Origin of the sequence: Rhodonellum sp. (assembly GCF_030656585.1) — a bacterium.
Classification (GTDB): Bacteria; Bacteroidota; Bacteroidia; order Cytophagales; family Cyclobacteriaceae; genus Rhodonellum; species Rhodonellum psychrophilum.
Genome location: NZ_JAUSPP010000041.1, coordinates 1 through 17,788 on the forward strand (window position 1 = coordinate 1; position 17,788 = coordinate 17,788).

Sequence of the window (17,788 nt, forward strand, 5' to 3'; positions counted from 1 at the left end):
CACATGACACCGCACATGATCGTTTGTTTCTAACTTTAGAATACCTACCATATCGGTTACTTTGGATTTTGGATGGTGAGTTGAGCAGAGGTGAAATGATGGAAAGGCTGGGACTAAGCCACAGAACAAATTTTAACGAAAACTACCTAGACCAGGCATTTGAAAACGGCTGGATAGAAATGACAATTCCTGATAAACCGCAAAGTAAAAAACAACGCTACCGATTGACTCAAGCCGGAGCCCTAGAAAAAGAAAAAATCGCCAATGACTACCAGCCAGACTAACGAAGTCGCACTAGAATCTACCATTGAAAAACGACTTACCGGAACCTCTCTTGAGGATTTGAAAGATCAAAATATTTCCGTTAATGCTGTAAATGGAAGATCTGAGTTGTACCGTTCCGGCAATGGCTATTACATCGGATCTCCAGAAGATTTTAATGCAAAATTCGCGATCGATGAACTTCGCTTTTGGGATTTTTTAGAAACCACCCAAAAAGAGGAACTCTCCAAACTCCAAAAGCAGAGCGATTGGAAATTGAAGATTGTAGAACGCCTGGACCGGATGATCAAAAAATATGGCATCCTGCGTTCGTTTCGAAAAGGACTCGATGTGGATGACGCGCATTTTACCTTGCTTTATCCCCTTCCTTTGGCAAGCAGCAGCGAGACGGTGAAGGCAAATTTTGAAAGCAATCAGTTCAGTGCCACCCGTCAGCTTCGCTATTCCCTCACCAATACCAAAGAGGAAATAGACATGGTACTTTTTGTAAATGGTTTGCCATTTGCCACCATGGAATTGAAGAACCATTGGACAGGTCAGAACGCAAAAGTGCATGGCCAAAACCAGTACAAAACCAAACGAGACATCACGCAGCCCTTGCTCAACTTTGGTCGCTGTATTGTCCACTTTGCAGCAGATACCGATGAAGTGTATATGACTACCAAGCTAAACGGGAATGACACCTTCTTTTTGCCCTTTAATCTGGGTCAGCGCGAACCCTTGTTCGGTAAGGGAAACCCGCCAAATCCGTTTGGGCATAAAACAGCTTATCTATGGGAAGAGATTTTTACCCGGAAAAGTATCGCCAATATCATTCAGCATTTTGTCCGGTTTGATGGCAAAGACACCGATCCCTTGAACAAGAAAACCTTGTATTTTCCGCGTTACCATCAATTGGATGTCGTGCGCAGCATTATTGCCGATGCGAGTAAAAAAGGAGTAGGACAAACCTATTTGATTCAACATTCAGCCGGTTCTGGCAAATCCAATTCCATTACCTGGGCAGCCTATCAACTAATAGAAACCTATCCGGAAAGCGATACCATTCCCGGAAGTAAAGGCATTTCAAATCCCTTGTTTGATTCGGTCATCGTCGTAACCGACAGGAGATTGCTGGACAAGCAACTTCGGGAAAACATCAAGGAATTTTCGGAAGTGAAGAATATTGTCGCACCTGCTTACACTTCCAACGAGCTAAAACAAAGTTTAGAGAGCGGCAAAAAAATCATCATCACCACGATTCAAAAATTCCCCTTCATCGTCGATGGCATTGCCGATTTGAGCGACAAGCGATTTGCTGTCATCATTGACGAAGCACACAGCAGTCAAAGTGGAACTGCCGCAGGAAAGATGAATCAGGCGATGGGCAATACTTCTGAAGAAAACGAGGAGGAAGAGCGAGATCCTCAGGACATCATATTGGAAGCCATGCGATCACGCAAAATGCGAGGCAATGCGTCCTATCTCGCATTTACGGCAACTCCAAAAAACAATACACTCGAACGTTTTGGTGTAAAACAAGCAGATGGAAAGCACAAACCTTTCCATTTGTATTCTATGAAACAAGCCATTGAAGAAGGGTTTATTCTCGATGTGCTCGCCAATTATACTACCTACAAGAGCTATTACGAAATTGAAAAGTCGATCCAGGAAAACCCATTGTTTGATACCGTAAAAGCGCAGAAGAAATTGAGGAGCTATGTGGAGCAGAACAAACAAACCATCGTGACCAAGGCGGACATCATGCTCGATCATTTTGTGACCAAACTGGTTAACCCCAAAAAGTTGAAAGGGAAAGCAAAAGCGATCGTGGCCACACAGAGTATTGAATCCGCCATCAACTATTATTTCGCCCTGAGCACACTGTTGGAAGAAAAAGGCAATCCATTTAGAATTGCCATTGCCTTTTCGGGTATGAAGAAAATAAAAGGCATTGAATACACAGAGGACAGCATCAATGAATTTCCTGCACATTTGGACACCTCCAAATCAGGTGATCCCGGATACATCAGCGATAAAATTTCCCGGTATGTAGAAATGGAAGAATACAGGATTTTGGTGGTGGCAAATAAGTACCTAACGGGTTACGATCAGCCCAAGTTAACCGCGATGTATGTTGACAAAAAATTACAAGGCGTCATTGCTGTTCAGGCCTTGTCAAGATTAAATCGCTCCTCTGATAGGCTGGGCAAGAAAACCGAAGACCTGTTTATCCTTGATTTTTACAATGCCACAGAAGACATCAAGAGATCCTTCGATCCATTTTATACAGCGACTTCATTGAGCAAAGCCACAGACATCAATGTTTTGCATGAATTGAAATCGAATCTGGATGACCCTGGAGTTTATGAACAGCATGAGGTAGAGGATTTTGTTGAAAAATACTTCAAAGGGGTAAATGCCCAGGAATTGAGCACCATCATCGATATCGCTGCCGAGCGCTTCAATACCACTCTGGAAATGGAAGACAATGCAAAGGCAGATTACAAAATCAAGACAAAGCACTTCGTGAAAATCTATGGACAGATGGCTTCCATCATGCCCTATGAAGTTGCTGCATGGGAAAAGCTCTTCTGGTTTTTGAAATTCCTGATTCCCAAACTCATCATTGTAGACAAGGAAAAGGATGCCTTGGATGGATTGTTGAATTCAGTGGATCTCTCTACCTATGGATTGGAAAGGGTAAAGCTGAATTCAAGCATCACATTGGAGGCCGCAGAAACAGAAGTGGATCCACAAAACCCCAATCCAAGGGGCGCTCACGGAGGTGATTCGGACAAAGACGAATTGGATTTGATCATTAAAAGTTTCAACGAACGCTGGTTTCAGGGATGGGAAGCCACCCCAGATGAGCAAAGGGCAAAATTTATAAATCTTGCCCAGAAAATGAAGGAGCATTCCGATTATAAAGAGAAGTATGCCGACAATTCCGACCAACAAAACCGATCCATCGCCTTCAACAAGATTTTTGATGACGTGATGGGCAAGCAACGAAAAAATGAATTGGATCTTTACCGGCTAGTTTCAAAAGACGAAGGCTTCAGAATCGCCATGCAGGACACGATAAAAAGGATGTTGGGTGCTTGAGAATTTGGGGAATCGGAGGTGTCCGGTATTTAGCAAGCCTTATTTAAAAGATAATGAAGTAAATTTAGGTTTTGAATGATAGGAATATAACTTAGATCATTGTTAAGAATTTCTACAAGAAAATTTATGAAGCTAAAGGTTAATATAACATTTATTATGAAGCAGATAATTTGGGCAGATATTCAAAAGAAGCAGATACACTTATCTAAGTTGGTTACCGCAACCTTGGTGGGCCATTTGAAAGTGAAAAATTAAACTTTCTTTCAATTTTTAAGCATTTATTCGAAGTGATTTATAAATTAAAGCATTGGTATTTCATTTAAAATTTTATAATTAATCCTAAAAAAATATCTATTTTTTCTTTTGTAACAGAATTATAATTTGAATTCACAATGCCTCCTGGAAACTTAATACTGGCAACTAAATTAAAAGTTTTTTGCAAAGAATGAGTTAATGATACTTCCTGAGATAATTCAAAAATCTGGTTTCCTGTTTCCTTACTTTCTTTAACCATTTCGAATAAATTTTTCAGAAATGGATCAGAATGTAATCTACTTGATTTTAATAACCGCATAGCTTTATCAAAATCAGGATTTCCTCCATAAAATGTAGCATTTACATTGATTTGATTTTTCAAATTTTCAATTTCAGCTTGTTGTGCTTTTAAAGATCCAGATATTATGTTGTATTCAGCATCTAGATTCAATTCCTGATGTTTTTCTTTGTCAACAATTTTAATGTTTTTAACTGATACAGATTTTGCACCTAACAAAGAACAAAAACGAAGAGTTAAGGACGCTTTTTCAATAGCAATTAAACTTCTTGCATCTGATAATTCTACATAAGTATTGTCGTCATATGGTGACATTAATAACAACATTCCTGGCTGTGGCATTATACCTCCTAAGAGAGTAAATTTTTCTTCAAATTCTTCAGAATTTTTAATAGGATAAATGGTGACTTCCTGATTTTTCAATAAATTTAATCCTTCGGAATCATGTTCTAAACCATCAATATGAACATCCGTGGCAATTAAAACTAACCGCCTTCTCCATTTTTCAATATTCATTTATAAGATATTTTAAGGTTATAATTACAAACAATACAATAAGAAATATTAATATAGATATTTTTAATTTATTGTTATTTAAAGTTTTTTCTAAATGACTTAATATAGAATTTAATTTATTATTGTCAATTTTAATATTTTCTTCACTCAAAAGTAGATATAAATTTTGAACATCTAAATAAGAATATTTCTCATTTTTTGATTTTGATATTAATAAATCAACGGGTACTATTCTGTTTACCCTATCAGTATTTATAGACCACAATTCAATCAATACATTATTTTTACTTTTTAATATTTTTGCGCTAAAAGTTTTATTTTTAATTACTTTCCCATTTTTTTCTGTGAATTCAAATAGATTTTTTATACAACTTCTTCTTGTATCATCTTCAGATAGAATTTGTCCATTTTTAATAATTAAACTATATTCCGAACTTTTTGTTCCTTGAGAAAATATATAATAATCCACAATTAATCTTGGCTAATTCTTATTAAAACATCTCTTAACAATTTTTCTATACTTACTTTAGTTGCTAAAGATCCTATAAAAATATTACTAGGGCTTATACTGCCTTGAAGAAATGCTGGCTTAATTTTAACTCTTATTTTTTCTTCAAACTCTTGTACATTTGATTCATTTAATTGGTTAAATTCAGGTATCTTATCAGAAAATCCTCCAATCATAATAATTTTTGGATTTATATTAAGTTCCTCCTTCCAATTATTAATGTGCGTTAAATGAAAATAAATCTTTTCTATATAATCTAAATCATTATTATAAATTTTATATGTATCAAACATATAAAAACAAATATCACTAGTCTTAAAAACATTTTTCCAATCACTCATGTAATCCCTTTGTCCAGAAATATCTATCCCTTCCTTTATATTTATTTCCAATTCACCAAGTTTAAATCTGTTTTTAGAAACATTTACTTTTTTAGTGGAATTATGAGTGACAATAACTTCACCTTCTCTTAAATAAGTATGCATGGTAGATTTACCTGTTTCAATTGATCCTAATATGGCAATATTTTTACCCTTGAAGAATATAATTAAATCATCCCAGTATGCAGCTACTGTAAAGAGGCCGGCAACTGTAGACACTCCTACAATTATGATTGGAATTAAAAATGGTATTGGCATAGTTTTATTGTTTTGATATGAATTTTATTTTAAAATTTTGATTGTCAATTCATTTATCCCCCTATCCGCCTTCTCCAAAACCTTCCTCACCAATTCCAGATCAATCCCAAAATCCGCCACAACAGAAGGCTGGCGTATCCAATCCTCCATGCGTTTCTTTCCTTTGGAAATATTGATGCTGCGGAGGGTGACCCCCAAGTTTTCGGGGCAGTTGACGACTTTGGCGATTTGGTCGTTGGTCAGGCGGTCCCGGTATTTCATGAAGATTTCTTCGGAGGAGCGGATATGTTCGTAATCGTAGGGATCGCCGCCGAAGAGGACTTTTCCGGTATATGAATCCTGAAAAATTGCTCTTCCTCCGCCCCTATTGGTTGCTTCCTGGTGCATTTTGGACTTGACCTTGGCGAATTCCCTATCTATTTCTGCTCTCCAATATGGCCGATTCGGATCTGGATGACTCATTTGATTTTCTGATTTTGTGATGTGACCCAAGCCAGGATTAAATTCCTAAAGCTTTAATTTTGACAAATAACATTCTATTGTTCTCTCCCTCCAATTCATTGTCACCAGCTGTCACTGTTTGATTTGTCCGGGTTCTATTTTATCTCCACCACTTCCAAAATCGCGCTGTTCACCGCATTGGCCTTCCTCAGATCGACGGCCCAGATGCGCTGAAAAGCATCGACGATGGCTTCACCATTCTTATAGTGCAGGGGATAATGGGCGGCACTGATCATGATGACCTGAACACTCATGCCTTTTTCGAGGCGGATGCCGTTGCGGAACATCGGGTTTTTGACGGTGATTTTGAATAGAGCCATGTTTGAAATGAGTTTTAATAAGTCATTTTTCTATGAATATTATAGGGTTATTCTTTGACCCAATGTTAGAAAGTATTGTCTATAATTGTCTTCTTTCTTCATGTATTGCTTTTTTGCATACCATAATGTACCTAAACTAGCAATTTGTAAAATAAACCCAAAAATTGTCTCAGATAAAGATTTAACCTGAAAAAAAGTACGTTCTCTATTAAGATAAGATAGCATTTTATCCATTCCAAATATAAATGGAGTCACAAATAGGGACAGTATTAATGAAAACACCAGTGATTGAGTAATCACTAATGAAAGGAGCCCTACTCCAAAGAATATATATTTTGAGTACTCTATAAATGCAGATTTCATTTTTAAAATATTTTTAATTTCTTTAAAAAATACATTTCGGCTAATCCAATTTATATTGGGATTTTGATCATCATCTTCATAAAAGCTGTTTACTTGATTTAATATAGAGGTAAGCGCTATAAAATTTGCTTGATCCCAAATTCTCAACTTTTCTTTTTCTTTCGGTAAAACCGCATTTGCATGTACATTTACAAAAATTGAACCCAATAACCCATCATATTTTGAGAAAAGATACATAGACCCTGTTTTTTTACCATCTTTAAACAAATCCTTCAATCCAGAAGGCGCGAGTACTTCATCGATAATCTTAGACAAAGAATTATGCTTTAAGGGTTTAGGCAAATCACTGTTATGTTTGGAATTTTCCCAAGCTTCAAACTCTTTAGTCATAAAAAAACAAACATCATAGAGGTACAGAGAAAATGTATACATTTCAAAAGCTGAACAGCAATCTTTTCCATGAATCTCTTCAAATTCTTTTCGAAAAATTTTGCTAAAATCTCTATTTGCTTCTTCAGACAGTAGTTTTTTAAATCTTGGAAGTTTGGATTCAAGACTATTCAAATGATGAAAAATAATTGTTTTCTTATTCGCTGCGAGGGCCTGCTTTTTTGGAAGTAATTTCATGAGTTCATACTCTTCCTTAACCAATGAAACCCCCTTACCAAGGAGATTAACAGCAAATCCAGCTATTTTAACAATTTGACCTGCTCTTTGGTCTTTAAACGCTTTAGTAAACACCTTAGATAAACCCTGAATTTCCTTAGAAATGACGCTGAATTTATCAGAAACTTCTGCGGCTAATAAAGATGCTTCCTCCACATCCTTACGAATATCTATTAAAATATCTTCAAGCTCTTTTGATTGTTTTTCTTGTACAGATTCATTCATCATTTTAATATTTCATAAAAGTTATAAACATCATTGCTAAATTGTCAGAAGTATTTCTTAATTGTTCAAGTAATTCTGACCTTCTCTTTATATAATTTGGATCATCGGTTATTTCATTCATATCCAAAACCGCATCTAGAAGTTTGTCAACAGTAATTGAACATCTATCTAACGTCGTTTGAATAATTTTGGCATTTACCTTAACCTTTTCAATTCGCAAATCATATTCTTTACTCCTAAGTGCAAATTCTGCTTCAATTGTTTTAATCTGAAGATTTAGACTTTTTACATTTTCAATTGTAGAGGTTATAGACTGAACAGTATTCAAAATCAATTCGCCAGTTCCATTTATTCTGGTGAGAAACAATTCTGCTTTTTCAATCGATGAATTCAATTCATAAGTAACTTCCTCAGCCTCAACCTTAATGATTTCTGATTCTTTATTTCCCATATTATCAAATTTTTTAGAGTTTAACCACTTCCAAAATCGCGCTGTTTACCGCATTGGCCTTCCTCAGATCGACGGCCCAGATGCGCTGGAAGGCATCGACGATGGCTTCACCGTTTTTGTAGTGCAGGGGATAATGTGCTGCGCTGATCATGACGACTTGAACGCTCATGCCTTTTTCGAGGCGGATGCCGTTGCGGAACATCGGGTTTTTGACGGTGATTTTGAATAAAGCCATGCGTTGGGTGTCTTGCTTGGTTTTAAATGTATAGGTTTGGATCTTGGCTTTTTCATCAAATGTATAAGTGTGCCTGTTTTACCTATAAGTGTGTGTCAACATCCTTAAAAGTGTAATTTCTGAGGGTTGAAGGTTTGCTGGTCGAAATTTGCAATTTCGGAAAAACCTGCTATTTCACATTTGCAATGTCGAATCCAGATAAATGGGATTTGCAATCCCATTTTCGCTAACTCATGACCAGGATTGCAAATCCTGAAATATCTACAGTTCGAGATTATAAATCTCAAACAGCTCCACGATTGCAAATCCTGAAACATCTGCTGTTCGAGATCTTAATTCTCAGACAACGGTTTGCATAGTTTCGGATAAAAATGTAATTTCCTTAGGTTTAAAATTTTAACTCACTTTTTATGGGACATTCCTATACCGTCAAAGATCAGACTGCCATTCATTTTGTAACCTTTACTGTCCACCAATGGGTGGATGTTTTTACGCGGCAACTGTATGTGGATATCCTGCTGGATAGCATCCGACATTGTCAGGAGCACAAAGGTTTACAAGTATATGCATGGGTGGTAATGAGCAACCACTGCCATTTAATCATCAGCAGCACCAGAGTTCCCTTATCTGATATCATCCGAGACCTGAAAAAATTCACGGCCAAAAAGATCATTTTGGCTATCGAGGAAAATGAAAGGGAAAGCAGAAAAAGTTGGTTGCTGTGGCTCTTGAAAAAGGATGGGAATTTATGGTTTTGGGAACCCGGCTACCACGGCGAAGAAATCAACACCAAAAAATTCCTTGACTCCAAGATCCAATATATCCATTCCAATCCCGTAAGGGCGGGAATCGTGGAAAAGGAGGAAGAATACCTAAACGGAAGTTGCGGTGAATTTTATGGAATCAGAAGGAGTTCGCTAGTACTCGCGGAGGTTTAAATGTGCTATTCGACATTTGCAATGTCGAATTAAGATATAAGGGATTTGCAATCCCATTTGTCGAAAACGAGACCAGGATTGCAAATCCTGAAGTATCTGCAGTTCGAGATTATAAATCTCAAACAGCTTCCCAAACAGCTTCCGCACAGCGACAAAAAAAATGGTGAGTCCATCCCAGTACCCTACTGCATGGACCCACCTTGTTTATAAAAAGTTGGAAAAAGTTTTACGCTCATTTGCAAAACAAATATGGGGCATTGCCCGCTTCCAAATGGAGGAAATAAATAAGTGTAGCTTTTTTGGCAATAACTGCTGAAACCGGGATGCTTTCAGTGAATGGGTATGGTAATTTCTACAGTGGTTCCGTTTGGAGAATACTGTATCGATAAGGGTTCGGCTACAACACCTTCCAACAAACGGAGTCTTTCCAAGACCAGTTTTACTCCCTTTGATTCGTGGATTTTGAATTTTTCCCGGGCCTGCAGTCCCATGCCATTGTCCCGGATGGTACAAAAAAGCTGATTTTCGGACATAAGCCCGAAGTTTATCCGGATACTGGGGTTTTGGTGGCTTTCGGTGAAGGCATGCACGAAAGCATTCTCCACAAAAGGTTGGAGCAGCATGGGCGGAACATTGATCTTATTGGGGTCGAGCTCGGGATCCAAATCGATCTGGAGCTTCACCCTGTTTTCCGTTCTGGAATTTTCGATGGTGAAATAGGCCTTCAAATAGCTGGTTTCCTCCTCCAATGTGATCAGCAGTTTGGAGCTGTTGTCCAAAGTGCTGCGTACCAAACGGGAAAATTTATTGACATAGTCCAAGGCCTTTTCCGTTTCGTTTTTCAGGATAAAATACTGGATGGAACTGATGGCATTGAAAATAAAATGGGGGTTCATCTGACTCAGAAGGGCTTCAAGTTTTGTTTCGACAAGCCTTTTTGAGCTGCTGGCAATGTTCCTTTCCTGTGTCCTCATGTTTCTGATCCGGCGTTTATAGACTTTCATCCCTATCAAAATCAATAGGATAAGGCTGGGAAGAAGAAACCACACCTCAAAATAAAAGGGTTGTTTTACTCTGATCGTCAGCAGCGTGAAAATATTGCTAACGCCGGTATGACTGTCCTGAACTTCCACTTCGACGGGATACACTCCGGGGGGAAGATAGGGAAGGGACAGCTTGTTTTCCTTGCTGAATGGACTCCAGGCAGCATCGGATTTGAGCCGGTAGCGGTAACTCAGCTTTCCCGGGAATTGGTGCCCGCTGGGTTGGAAGCTTATGTAAACCGTATTGCGGTCGTGAGGGACCACAATTTCTTTTTGTTGTAGCACAAACCACGAAAAGGATTCTGCAGGTACTGGCTCATAGTTGATGGACAATTCATCCACCAGCAGTTTAAGAGGAGGGGATACCGGAAGCAACAGTCCGGGTAAATGTACTTTGTAATATCCTTCGCTTGTTCCCAGCCAGAGCACTTCCCCGATCACCTTGGCGGTTTGAAAGAGCTTGGAGGTAAATCCCTGTTCCTCGTCGAAGAACCTGGTTTTCCCATCCCGATAGACGGTCAAGCCCTTCTCCGTGCCGATCAGAATATTTCCCTGGTAGGATTCCAGAAACTGGATGGAATTTCCCTCAATGTCGTTTTTACCGATGGTTTCTTTGATGGTGAATCCATTTTTATCATCCGCAACAAATACATCCCCGAATTCTGAGGCGATGACAAGGCTGTTGTCTTCCATCAGATGAAGGACCTTGAGTTTTTCTTCGGACCACTTTTTTTCCCTCAGGTAGCTTGTAAACACCCCTTTTTCCCAGGTATAAAGCCCATGGAAAACTGAGGAAAAGTAGGTTTTATCTCCGCTATGGACGATTTGGGACAATTGATGGGGGATATGGGGGAGCGTATCGGAAAAATATTGGTAGTCCATTTTGGCCGGACTTTCATAAATCCTGAGTCCTCGATAGGGATTGGATTCGATGAATCTGCCATCCGGCGTAAAGCCCATCACAAAGGTATGCACGGGAATATAAGTCAAAAACTTCCCTGCTGCATTCAGCTCAAAAATACCGATGTTGCTGCTGACATAGAGCGAAGAATCCGTATGGATCAGTCCATAAAATTCCACATCAGCGGCATCAAGGTCGAAGTTCATCTCAAAAAAACCGTCTACATTTTTCGGGAGATTTTTGTGATTTTTCCGCAGATAATCCAGTTCAATCCGTTTGAATGCCTTTAAATCCACCTGATGGATTACTTGGTCTTCTTTGTCCAAGAGGGTAAGGCCAAGCGTATGCAGGACAGCTGTCTTGCCGGAAATTCCCGCAAATCCCAAAACGGAATTTTTATCGAATTCCGCATAAGCAATGGAGGGATTAAGGCTGATGGCAAAAAGTCCTTTGTCATTTGATCCCGCATAGAGCATATTGGTTTGGGGATTATATGCTGTAGCCAAAATCACTTTAGAGCTCACCCCAAAGGTTTTGCCCATATCCACCATCTTGTTTCCCGTGATTTTAAACAAGCCTCCATCTTTGTTGAAAATTCCCCAAGCGCCAGCGTAAAGATTATCTTGATTATCCCTGGCATAATCCCAAACCACGGATACGCCAAATCCGTCCTCCATTGGTTTACTGGAAGTGAGATCGGCAGGAGCAAAACGCTGGATGGCGCCGATATTGCTCAATAAGAGGCTATCACTGTCCCAGCCCAAGGCGTATATCTTATCGTGGTCCCTGACTTTTTTGATGGTGAATTCGGCTTTTCCGGTTGGCGATATGCTATAAATGCCATAGCCAAAGGTGGTGTAATGCAGCAGGTTGTCGTGGACAAAAAACCCGGAAGTATAGGACCTTCTTCCGGAGAAAACGCTTTTCTCCAAGCTGATGATTTCGAGTGAATGCACATCGATGGCCGCGATTCCGTCTTCAGTCCCCACCCAAATTCTGTCTTCAAAATAGAAGAGTTTTCTGATCTTGTCGTTGATCAATCCGGATTTGCTGGTGAAAGTATGGAAAAAACGACCATCATACATGGAAACGCCACCTCCATAACTCCCAAACCACATCCGCCCCATAGGGTCTTCGGCAATCACCCAGCAGCTGTTGAAAGCCATTCCATCGGAGGTATCAAAATTTTGGAAAGTATTGTTTTCCATTTTGGAAATCCCGTTTTCGGTCCCGATCCAGAGCAATCCCCTGGAATCGATAAAAAGGGAACGGATGGCATTGTTTGGCAATCCATCCAGGGTGGTGTAATTTCTGTTGGGAAACTGTTGGGCTTGGTTTTGCACAACAACACAAAAGACCAATACGAGGCAGGCAATAAAAAATCTAGTATGCAAAATACTTTTTCAAATCTTTCATCTTTCGACTGGAACCGGAAAGCTGTATTCCACCCTTTAATAGAACAAAATCTTCTTTTTTGTCAATCCGCAGGATCTGCTTCACATTGACCAGCAATTTATGGTGCATCCGGATAAATTGTCCGATTGGAAGTTTTTCCTGAATCACCTTCAGGTTTTTGCTGACCAGGATTTGAGAGCCATCCGCTTTGTGGATAGTGGTATAACTCATGCTGGCTTCGCAATAGAGGATTTCATCAAAATGAACAAATTCGATCCCGGATAAGGTATTATAGGCCTGGATTCCCAGGTTTTCCATGTTCTCGGACATTCGGTCCAACTTCACAATCAGGGAGCCCTGATCCTGTTTTTCAAAAAAGCGGTTCATCAGGTTTTGAAGCTCACTGATATCGATCGGTTTGAGCAGATACCCGAAAACCTTACCTGCCGAATTCCAAGCCTGGAGGGCATATTCTTTATGGGCAGTGGTGAAAATGATATCAAAATCAATTTTTTTCACTTCCTCAAAAATGGCAAAACCATTTTTTTTTGGCATTTGCACGTCGAGAAACAGGATGTCCGGGCGCTCCATTTGGATCGACTTTACGCCTTCATCGATGCTGCTGCACTTGGCCAAAACCTTGAACTGGCGTGGGAAATATCGGTCCAAAAACAATTCCAGAGTCTCTTGGGCCTTTTTCTCATCGTCTATAATAATTACCTTGATCATGGTTTAACCTTTAAAAGAATTTTTTTGCCCCCATTAAAAACGATGTTAAAGTATGCACTTTATTATCCATAATCAAATCGCTTTCGATAAGCAACCCTAAGAAACGTATCCATCCGACTCAATCCATATTGTTTGCCCCGCCCGCGATGCAAAAGATTATAGGTGGAAAAATTAGGCATCTGAGTGTGTTTTAGGCAATACCAGGCTTGAGTTCCGTGGATATAGTCGCAAGGCGGTCTTTAAGAGTGGTCTGCTCGACTGCTTTTCTTTATTCCTCAGAGATTTTCCCTTCGGGTAAATTGCTGCCTTTTTGAACAGCATTTATGGAATTCAGCAATACAATAGTGTTTAGACCAATGCGCATCACTTTAACCCGTCTTCTCCATTCCCTACTCAAGACCAAAATCACCAAATAATCAGCCTTTGCATTCTGCCTTTGACAGCAACATATCGGACCTATATGCTATATAAATAGCCTGATTTTCTTGCTGCTTCAAACGGCGAGGAAGGCCAATGCATATTTTGGGGTTGAATGGAATTCAAATACAAACTTTTTAATTTCTATAAAAATGAAATCCCACATCCAATTCTTTGCAGGATTGTGGGTCGTATTTTTGAATTATTCCTTTAGGAACTTCCAGAATATCGAAAATATCGAACCCTTTTCCGACCAGAGCAGAGAAGCATTTTTGCTGGTTAAATTTGAGAAATTTGTTCTTAGAGATGAGGTAAATTCAATCCCCGCAAATGACAGAACCCTATTCCTTTATTTTTCCTAGTTGAGGGCGACAATATAAGAGGACGGATAATCAAATCAATCCTACATCAGGATTGATTTGATTATCCTTGTGGGAAATTTGCAGGCAAGGGGCAATCATTCACTCAGGGTATCTAGGATCAATGGGCTGGCGACAACTTCCCTAGCCCATCTAGTGCTCACTCGGCATTCCATTGTGTTTTTTTCTGGCTTTGATGAATAATCATCTTTCAAATTTTTCGGATTTGGACCTTTTGTCCCCTAATTATCACATTGTAAAATGGAAGCATTTTAAGATACTGCTGAGGCATTTTGCGCTTTCGATTTGGAATTGATTTTTCTGTTTTTAAGAAAAAAAATCCGCCCAAAAAATAATTCCCCACAATCCATATTGAACACTCAAAAAAGGGTTTACATTTGACAGCTTATTGCCTCAAATAGACATCTACGCTTGCTTCCTTTCAGTTCCGACACCGTGAAAAAAGCCTTCCTATTTATCTCCCTCTTCTGGTTGATTGGTGTTTTTTTGGTCCCCATACCGGATGTCAGCAATTGCCAAGCTGAGTCTAGTCCGACAGCTTCTGAACTGTCTGCTGTGGAATGGGCTGACCAGCATTCTCCATTGATTTTTCAGGGTCATAGCCAGTTTTATTTTGCCGGAAAACAACAATTCCATCCTACTGCATTTGAGCTCTTTGGCCCAAAGCCCAATCATTTGATTCAGTTCTCCTCCGCTTCTACCCTCGTGGTCGATTGGGAAAATTTCTCCACGGATCAGAGGTTGAATACCCTCTTCCCCTTCCATTTTTTCTTCTGAACCCCTTGAATTGAATCCTGTTCAGGTTTTCAATCCAAATTTCTCCCTCAGCATCTCGCCCAAAATCCCCGATATTATTCCAATGCAATTGGATGAAGGATTCTTTGGTACATGCATTTCAAAAAATCCTACTTCGCTTGCTATAAAAACACGGTACCTAATCAAGCACTGAAACTCAATGAAGGACAATACAATAGTCAAAGAAGCCTGGGGTTCCAGGTTGGGGTTGATCCTGGCAATGGCAGGAAATGCAGTCGGACTGGGGAATTTTCTCCGCTTCCCTGTTCAGGCCGTCCAAAACGGTGGGGGCGCCTTTATCATTCCCTACCTGATCTGTTTTTTGGTCATGGGCATTCCACTGCTCCTGATCGAATGGTCCACGGGCAGGTACGGCGGAAAATCCAATAACCACAGTACGCCCTACATCATGGACAGCATGGGGAAAGGTAAAATCTGGAAGTATGTGGGTGTTTTCGGGATATTTACCAATGTGGCCGTGGTGGCGTACTACACCTATATCGAATCCTGGACCCTGTCCTATGTGCTGCATTCGATCTTGGGCACCTTCGAGGGAATGTCCCAATCTGAAGTGGCTCGGTTTTTTGAGGATTACATCGACATCGGCAAATCCACCCTTGGCATTCCCTACGAGGCAGTGGTCTTTTATGTGTTGGTCCTGGCCTTGAATGTATTTATCCTTTCCAAAGGCTTGGGTGGAATAGAAAAGGTGGCTAAAATCGGAATGCCCCTGTTGATCCTATTTGGGGTGCTCTTGTCCATCAAGGGATTGAGCCTGGGAGAATCCGGTCAATCCGAGCAATTTCCGGATGCGAGTGCCTGGGACGGATTGAATTTCCTTTGGACTCCCCAGTTCGATTCCCTCACCAATCCCAAGGTCTGGTTGGCCGCTGCGGGACAGATTTTCTTTACCCTATCCGTGGGAATGGGCACGATCCAATGCTACGCCGCCTATATCAAACCCAAGGAAGATATCGCACTGAATGCAGTCTCGGCGGGTTTTATGAATGAATTTGTGGAAGTCGTCTTGGGAAGCTCCATCGTGATCCCGATCGCGGCAGGCTATTTGGGACTGGATTGGGTGATGGAAAATGCAGGTTTCGGCATGGCCTTCCAGACCATGCCTTTCCTCTTCCAGCAATGGGGCGAGATCGCAGCGGCCTTTGCGGGGGTATTTTGGTTTGGCTTGTTGTTTTTTGCAGGCATCACCTCCTCACTCGCGATGGGCACGCCCTGGATGGGATTTATGAAAGATGAATTTGGCTGGAACAAGAACCAGGGCGCTTGGTCCTTTGGCGCCTTGGCTTTGGTCATGGGACTTCCGACGGTGTTGTTTTACCAATATGGTGTTTTTGATGAATACGATTACTGGGCAGGAACGGTGAGTTTGGTCGTTTTTGCACTTCTGGAATCGATCCTGTTTTCCTGGGTTTTTGGGATCAACAAAGGTTGGCGGGAAATCAATGAAGGCTCGGATATCTACATTCCGAATTTCTACAAATTCATCATCAAATATGTCACGCCCTTGTTGCTCCTGATGGTTTTTGTAAGCGCTTTGATCACACCGGAAAACAATGACTGGGCGCTGAGCCTTCAGGGACTGGGCGAAGGTCAGGCATGGCAGTTGGACAACAGTTCGATCATCCGCCAAATCTCCCATTTTGGGTTGAAGGAACAGCTGGCGCTTGACTTACCCGGCGACTTGAAACTCGAAATCGAGAACAAGATCTTCTATTCCAATCTGGCCAGAACACTGCTGGTGGGGCTGTTTTTGTTTATTTCATTACTTGTATACCTGTCACAAAAGAAACGTCAAAAAGAAGGGAGAACCAGATCATGATGAACACACAAGCATTGGTATTGATGATCCTGACCCAAGGTCTGGTCATCTGCACCACGGGATTCTTGCTTTATAAGGTGGTCTTTGGTATTAATGGAAAAGCACATTTGGAAAAGAAGGCAAGATTGGAGGAGGAAAAGGAGGAGATGGAGTAGCTTTTTCGGTTGATAAATTTATTGGATTGAAGAAGCCTGCTCCTGGTTTGGGGGCGGGCTTTTTTGTTTGAATTGGATGGATCTGGGATGATTTTTCCACTGCTTATTTTATTTTTTAATGGATAGATATGGGTTGAAATGCTGAGGCTATTGAGTTGAGTCGTACTGATAACTGAGAAAATTGATCCATCATGGCCAATACCTACACTCAAATTCAAGTTCAGATGATTTTTGCAGTACAAAATAGGGACTGGGTCATAAGAAAATCATAGAAGGAAGAATTGTCTAAATATATGACAGGAAGTATCCGAAATCATGATCATAAAGTATTGGCTATAAACGGAATGTCTGATCATGTCCATATATGAATTGGCATGAGACCTACCCAATCAGTTTCCGATTTGATGCAGGACATAAAAGGAGACAGTTCCAAATGGATTAGCCAAAAAGGTTTTGTCACGGGGAAGTTTTCGTGGCAAGCAGGTTACGGAGCATTTTCATACAGCAAGTCGCATGTGGATCGGGTAATTGATTACATCAAAAATCAGGAAAAACATCATGGAAAAAAGAGTTTCATGGATGAGTATCGCGATTTTTTAGAAAAGTTTGAAGTGAATTTTGACGAGCGATACATTTTTAAAGAAATTGCGTATGAGAAGGAAGAGTGATTTTGATGCAAAAAAATCCTAATCCTCTCTGCCGTTAGCCATTCAATGTCGGTAGAAACCACAAATGAAGGAAAGATCCCAGCCCATATGGCACAGGGTTTGGAAATGAAGTCAAAAGCCGGATTTATTGCCCGGCAGACCCTTTTGGTTCTTATTTAAATTGAAATATTGGTTCCAATTGA

At 40.2% G+C, this 17,788-nt stretch carries 17 protein-coding genes and 1 pseudogene; 7 read left to right on the forward strand and 11 right to left on the reverse strand.

Annotated features, from left to right (window positions below):
• The coding region (locus Q7J63_RS10565; protein ID WP_370691891.1) for a Fic family protein at positions 1-284 on the forward strand (284 nt) is incomplete at its 5' end.
• Positions 265-3,369: a type I restriction endonuclease subunit R gene (locus tag Q7J63_RS10570; RefSeq protein WP_304885976.1), complete on the forward strand. Its 3,105-nt coding sequence runs from the start codon at positions 265-267 to the stop codon at positions 3,367-3,369. The genes Q7J63_RS10565 and Q7J63_RS10570, both read left to right, overlap by 20 nt.
• Before the next feature lie 319 nt (positions 3,370-3,688).
• Here the strand turns inward: Q7J63_RS10570 and Q7J63_RS10575 are convergent, their stop codons facing one another.
• From Q7J63_RS10575 to Q7J63_RS10610, 8 genes are all read right to left on the reverse strand, one after another.
• Positions 3,689-4,438, reverse strand: coding sequence for a hypothetical protein (locus tag Q7J63_RS10575; protein ID WP_304885978.1), 750 nt, complete (start codon positions 4,436-4,438; stop codon positions 3,689-3,691).
• The gene (locus Q7J63_RS10580; RefSeq protein ID WP_304885980.1) at positions 4,428-4,907 is read right to left on the reverse strand and encodes a hypothetical protein; all 480 of its coding nucleotides are present in this window, start codon (positions 4,905-4,907) and stop codon (positions 4,428-4,430) included. The genes Q7J63_RS10575 and Q7J63_RS10580 overlap by 11 nt, the downstream gene beginning before the upstream one ends.
• 2 nt (positions 4,908-4,909) lie before the next feature.
• Positions 4,910-5,584: a hypothetical protein gene (locus Q7J63_RS10585; protein ID WP_304885982.1), complete on the reverse strand. Its 675-nt coding sequence runs from the start codon at positions 5,582-5,584 to the stop codon at positions 4,910-4,912.
• 24 nt (positions 5,585-5,608) lie between these two features.
• The gene (locus Q7J63_RS10590) at positions 5,609-6,046 is read right to left on the reverse strand and encodes a hypothetical protein (protein ID WP_304885984.1); all 438 of its coding nucleotides are present in this window, start codon (positions 6,044-6,046) and stop codon (positions 5,609-5,611) included.
• A 134-nt stretch (positions 6,047-6,180) separates the two neighbouring features.
• On the reverse strand, positions 6,181-6,405 hold the full coding sequence (locus Q7J63_RS10595) for a DUF6140 family protein (protein WP_304885985.1): 225 nt from the start codon (positions 6,403-6,405) through the stop codon (positions 6,181-6,183).
• A 39-nt stretch (positions 6,406-6,444) separates the two neighbouring features.
• Positions 6,445-7,662 carry a hypothetical protein gene (locus Q7J63_RS10600; RefSeq protein WP_304885987.1) on the reverse strand — a complete coding sequence of 406 codons (1,218 nt, stop codon included), beginning with the start codon at positions 7,660-7,662 and terminating at the stop codon, positions 6,445-6,447.
• Position 7,663: 1 nt separating this feature from the next.
• Entirely contained in the window at positions 7,664-8,110 is a 447-nt protein-coding gene (locus Q7J63_RS10605) for a hypothetical protein (protein WP_304885988.1), read from the reverse strand.
• A gap of 13 nt (positions 8,111-8,123) precedes the next feature.
• Positions 8,124-8,345, reverse strand: a complete 222-nt coding sequence (locus tag Q7J63_RS10610) for a DUF6140 family protein (protein WP_304885990.1) — start codon at positions 8,343-8,345, stop codon at positions 8,124-8,126.
• Between the two features lie 410 nt (positions 8,346-8,755).
• Between Q7J63_RS10610 and Q7J63_RS10615 the strand changes: the two genes are divergently transcribed.
• Positions 8,756-9,283, forward strand: a complete 528-nt coding sequence (locus tag Q7J63_RS10615; RefSeq protein WP_304885992.1) for a transposase — start codon at positions 8,756-8,758, stop codon at positions 9,281-9,283.
• A 329-nt stretch (positions 9,284-9,612) separates the two neighbouring features.
• On the opposite strand, the gene Q7J63_RS10620 is transcribed toward Q7J63_RS10615, so the two are convergent.
• Positions 9,613-12,621 (reverse strand): sensor histidine kinase, encoded by a 3,009-nt coding sequence (locus Q7J63_RS10620; RefSeq protein ID WP_304885994.1) that lies wholly within the window; start codon positions 12,619-12,621, stop codon positions 9,613-9,615.
• Positions 12,611-13,351, reverse strand: coding sequence for a LytTR family DNA-binding domain-containing protein (locus Q7J63_RS10625; RefSeq protein WP_019598169.1), 741 nt, complete (start codon positions 13,349-13,351; stop codon positions 12,611-12,613). The genes Q7J63_RS10620 and Q7J63_RS10625 overlap by 11 nt, the downstream gene beginning before the upstream one ends.
• A gap of 569 nt (positions 13,352-13,920) precedes the next feature.
• Between Q7J63_RS10625 and Q7J63_RS10630 the strand changes: the two genes are divergently transcribed.
• Positions 13,921-14,130, forward strand: a complete 210-nt coding sequence (locus tag Q7J63_RS10630; protein WP_304885997.1) for a hypothetical protein — start codon at positions 13,921-13,923, stop codon at positions 14,128-14,130.
• 468 nt (positions 14,131-14,598) lie between these two features.
• On the opposite strand, the gene Q7J63_RS10635 is transcribed toward Q7J63_RS10630, so the two are convergent.
• On the reverse strand, positions 14,599-14,913 hold the full coding sequence (locus Q7J63_RS10635; RefSeq protein ID WP_304885999.1) for a hypothetical protein: 315 nt from the start codon (positions 14,911-14,913) through the stop codon (positions 14,599-14,601).
• A 190-nt stretch (positions 14,914-15,103) separates the two neighbouring features.
• Here Q7J63_RS10635 and Q7J63_RS10640 point away from each other — a divergent pair, with 190 nt between their 5' ends.
• The 3 genes and pseudogenes from Q7J63_RS10640 to Q7J63_RS10650 all read left to right on the forward strand — a co-directional run bounded on the left by Q7J63_RS10640 (position 15,104) and on the right by Q7J63_RS10650 (position 17,606).
• The gene (locus Q7J63_RS10640; RefSeq protein ID WP_304886001.1) at positions 15,104-16,783 is read left to right on the forward strand and encodes a sodium-dependent transporter; all 1,680 of its coding nucleotides are present in this window, start codon (positions 15,104-15,106) and stop codon (positions 16,781-16,783) included.
• Entirely contained in the window at positions 16,780-16,938 is a 159-nt protein-coding gene (locus Q7J63_RS10645) for a hypothetical protein (RefSeq protein WP_154654332.1), read from the forward strand. The genes Q7J63_RS10640 and Q7J63_RS10645 overlap by 4 nt, the downstream gene beginning before the upstream one ends.
• Before the next feature lie 281 nt (positions 16,939-17,219).
• Positions 17,220-17,606, forward strand: a pseudogene (locus tag Q7J63_RS10650) (transposase).
• Positions 17,607-17,788: the final 182 nt, after the last annotated feature.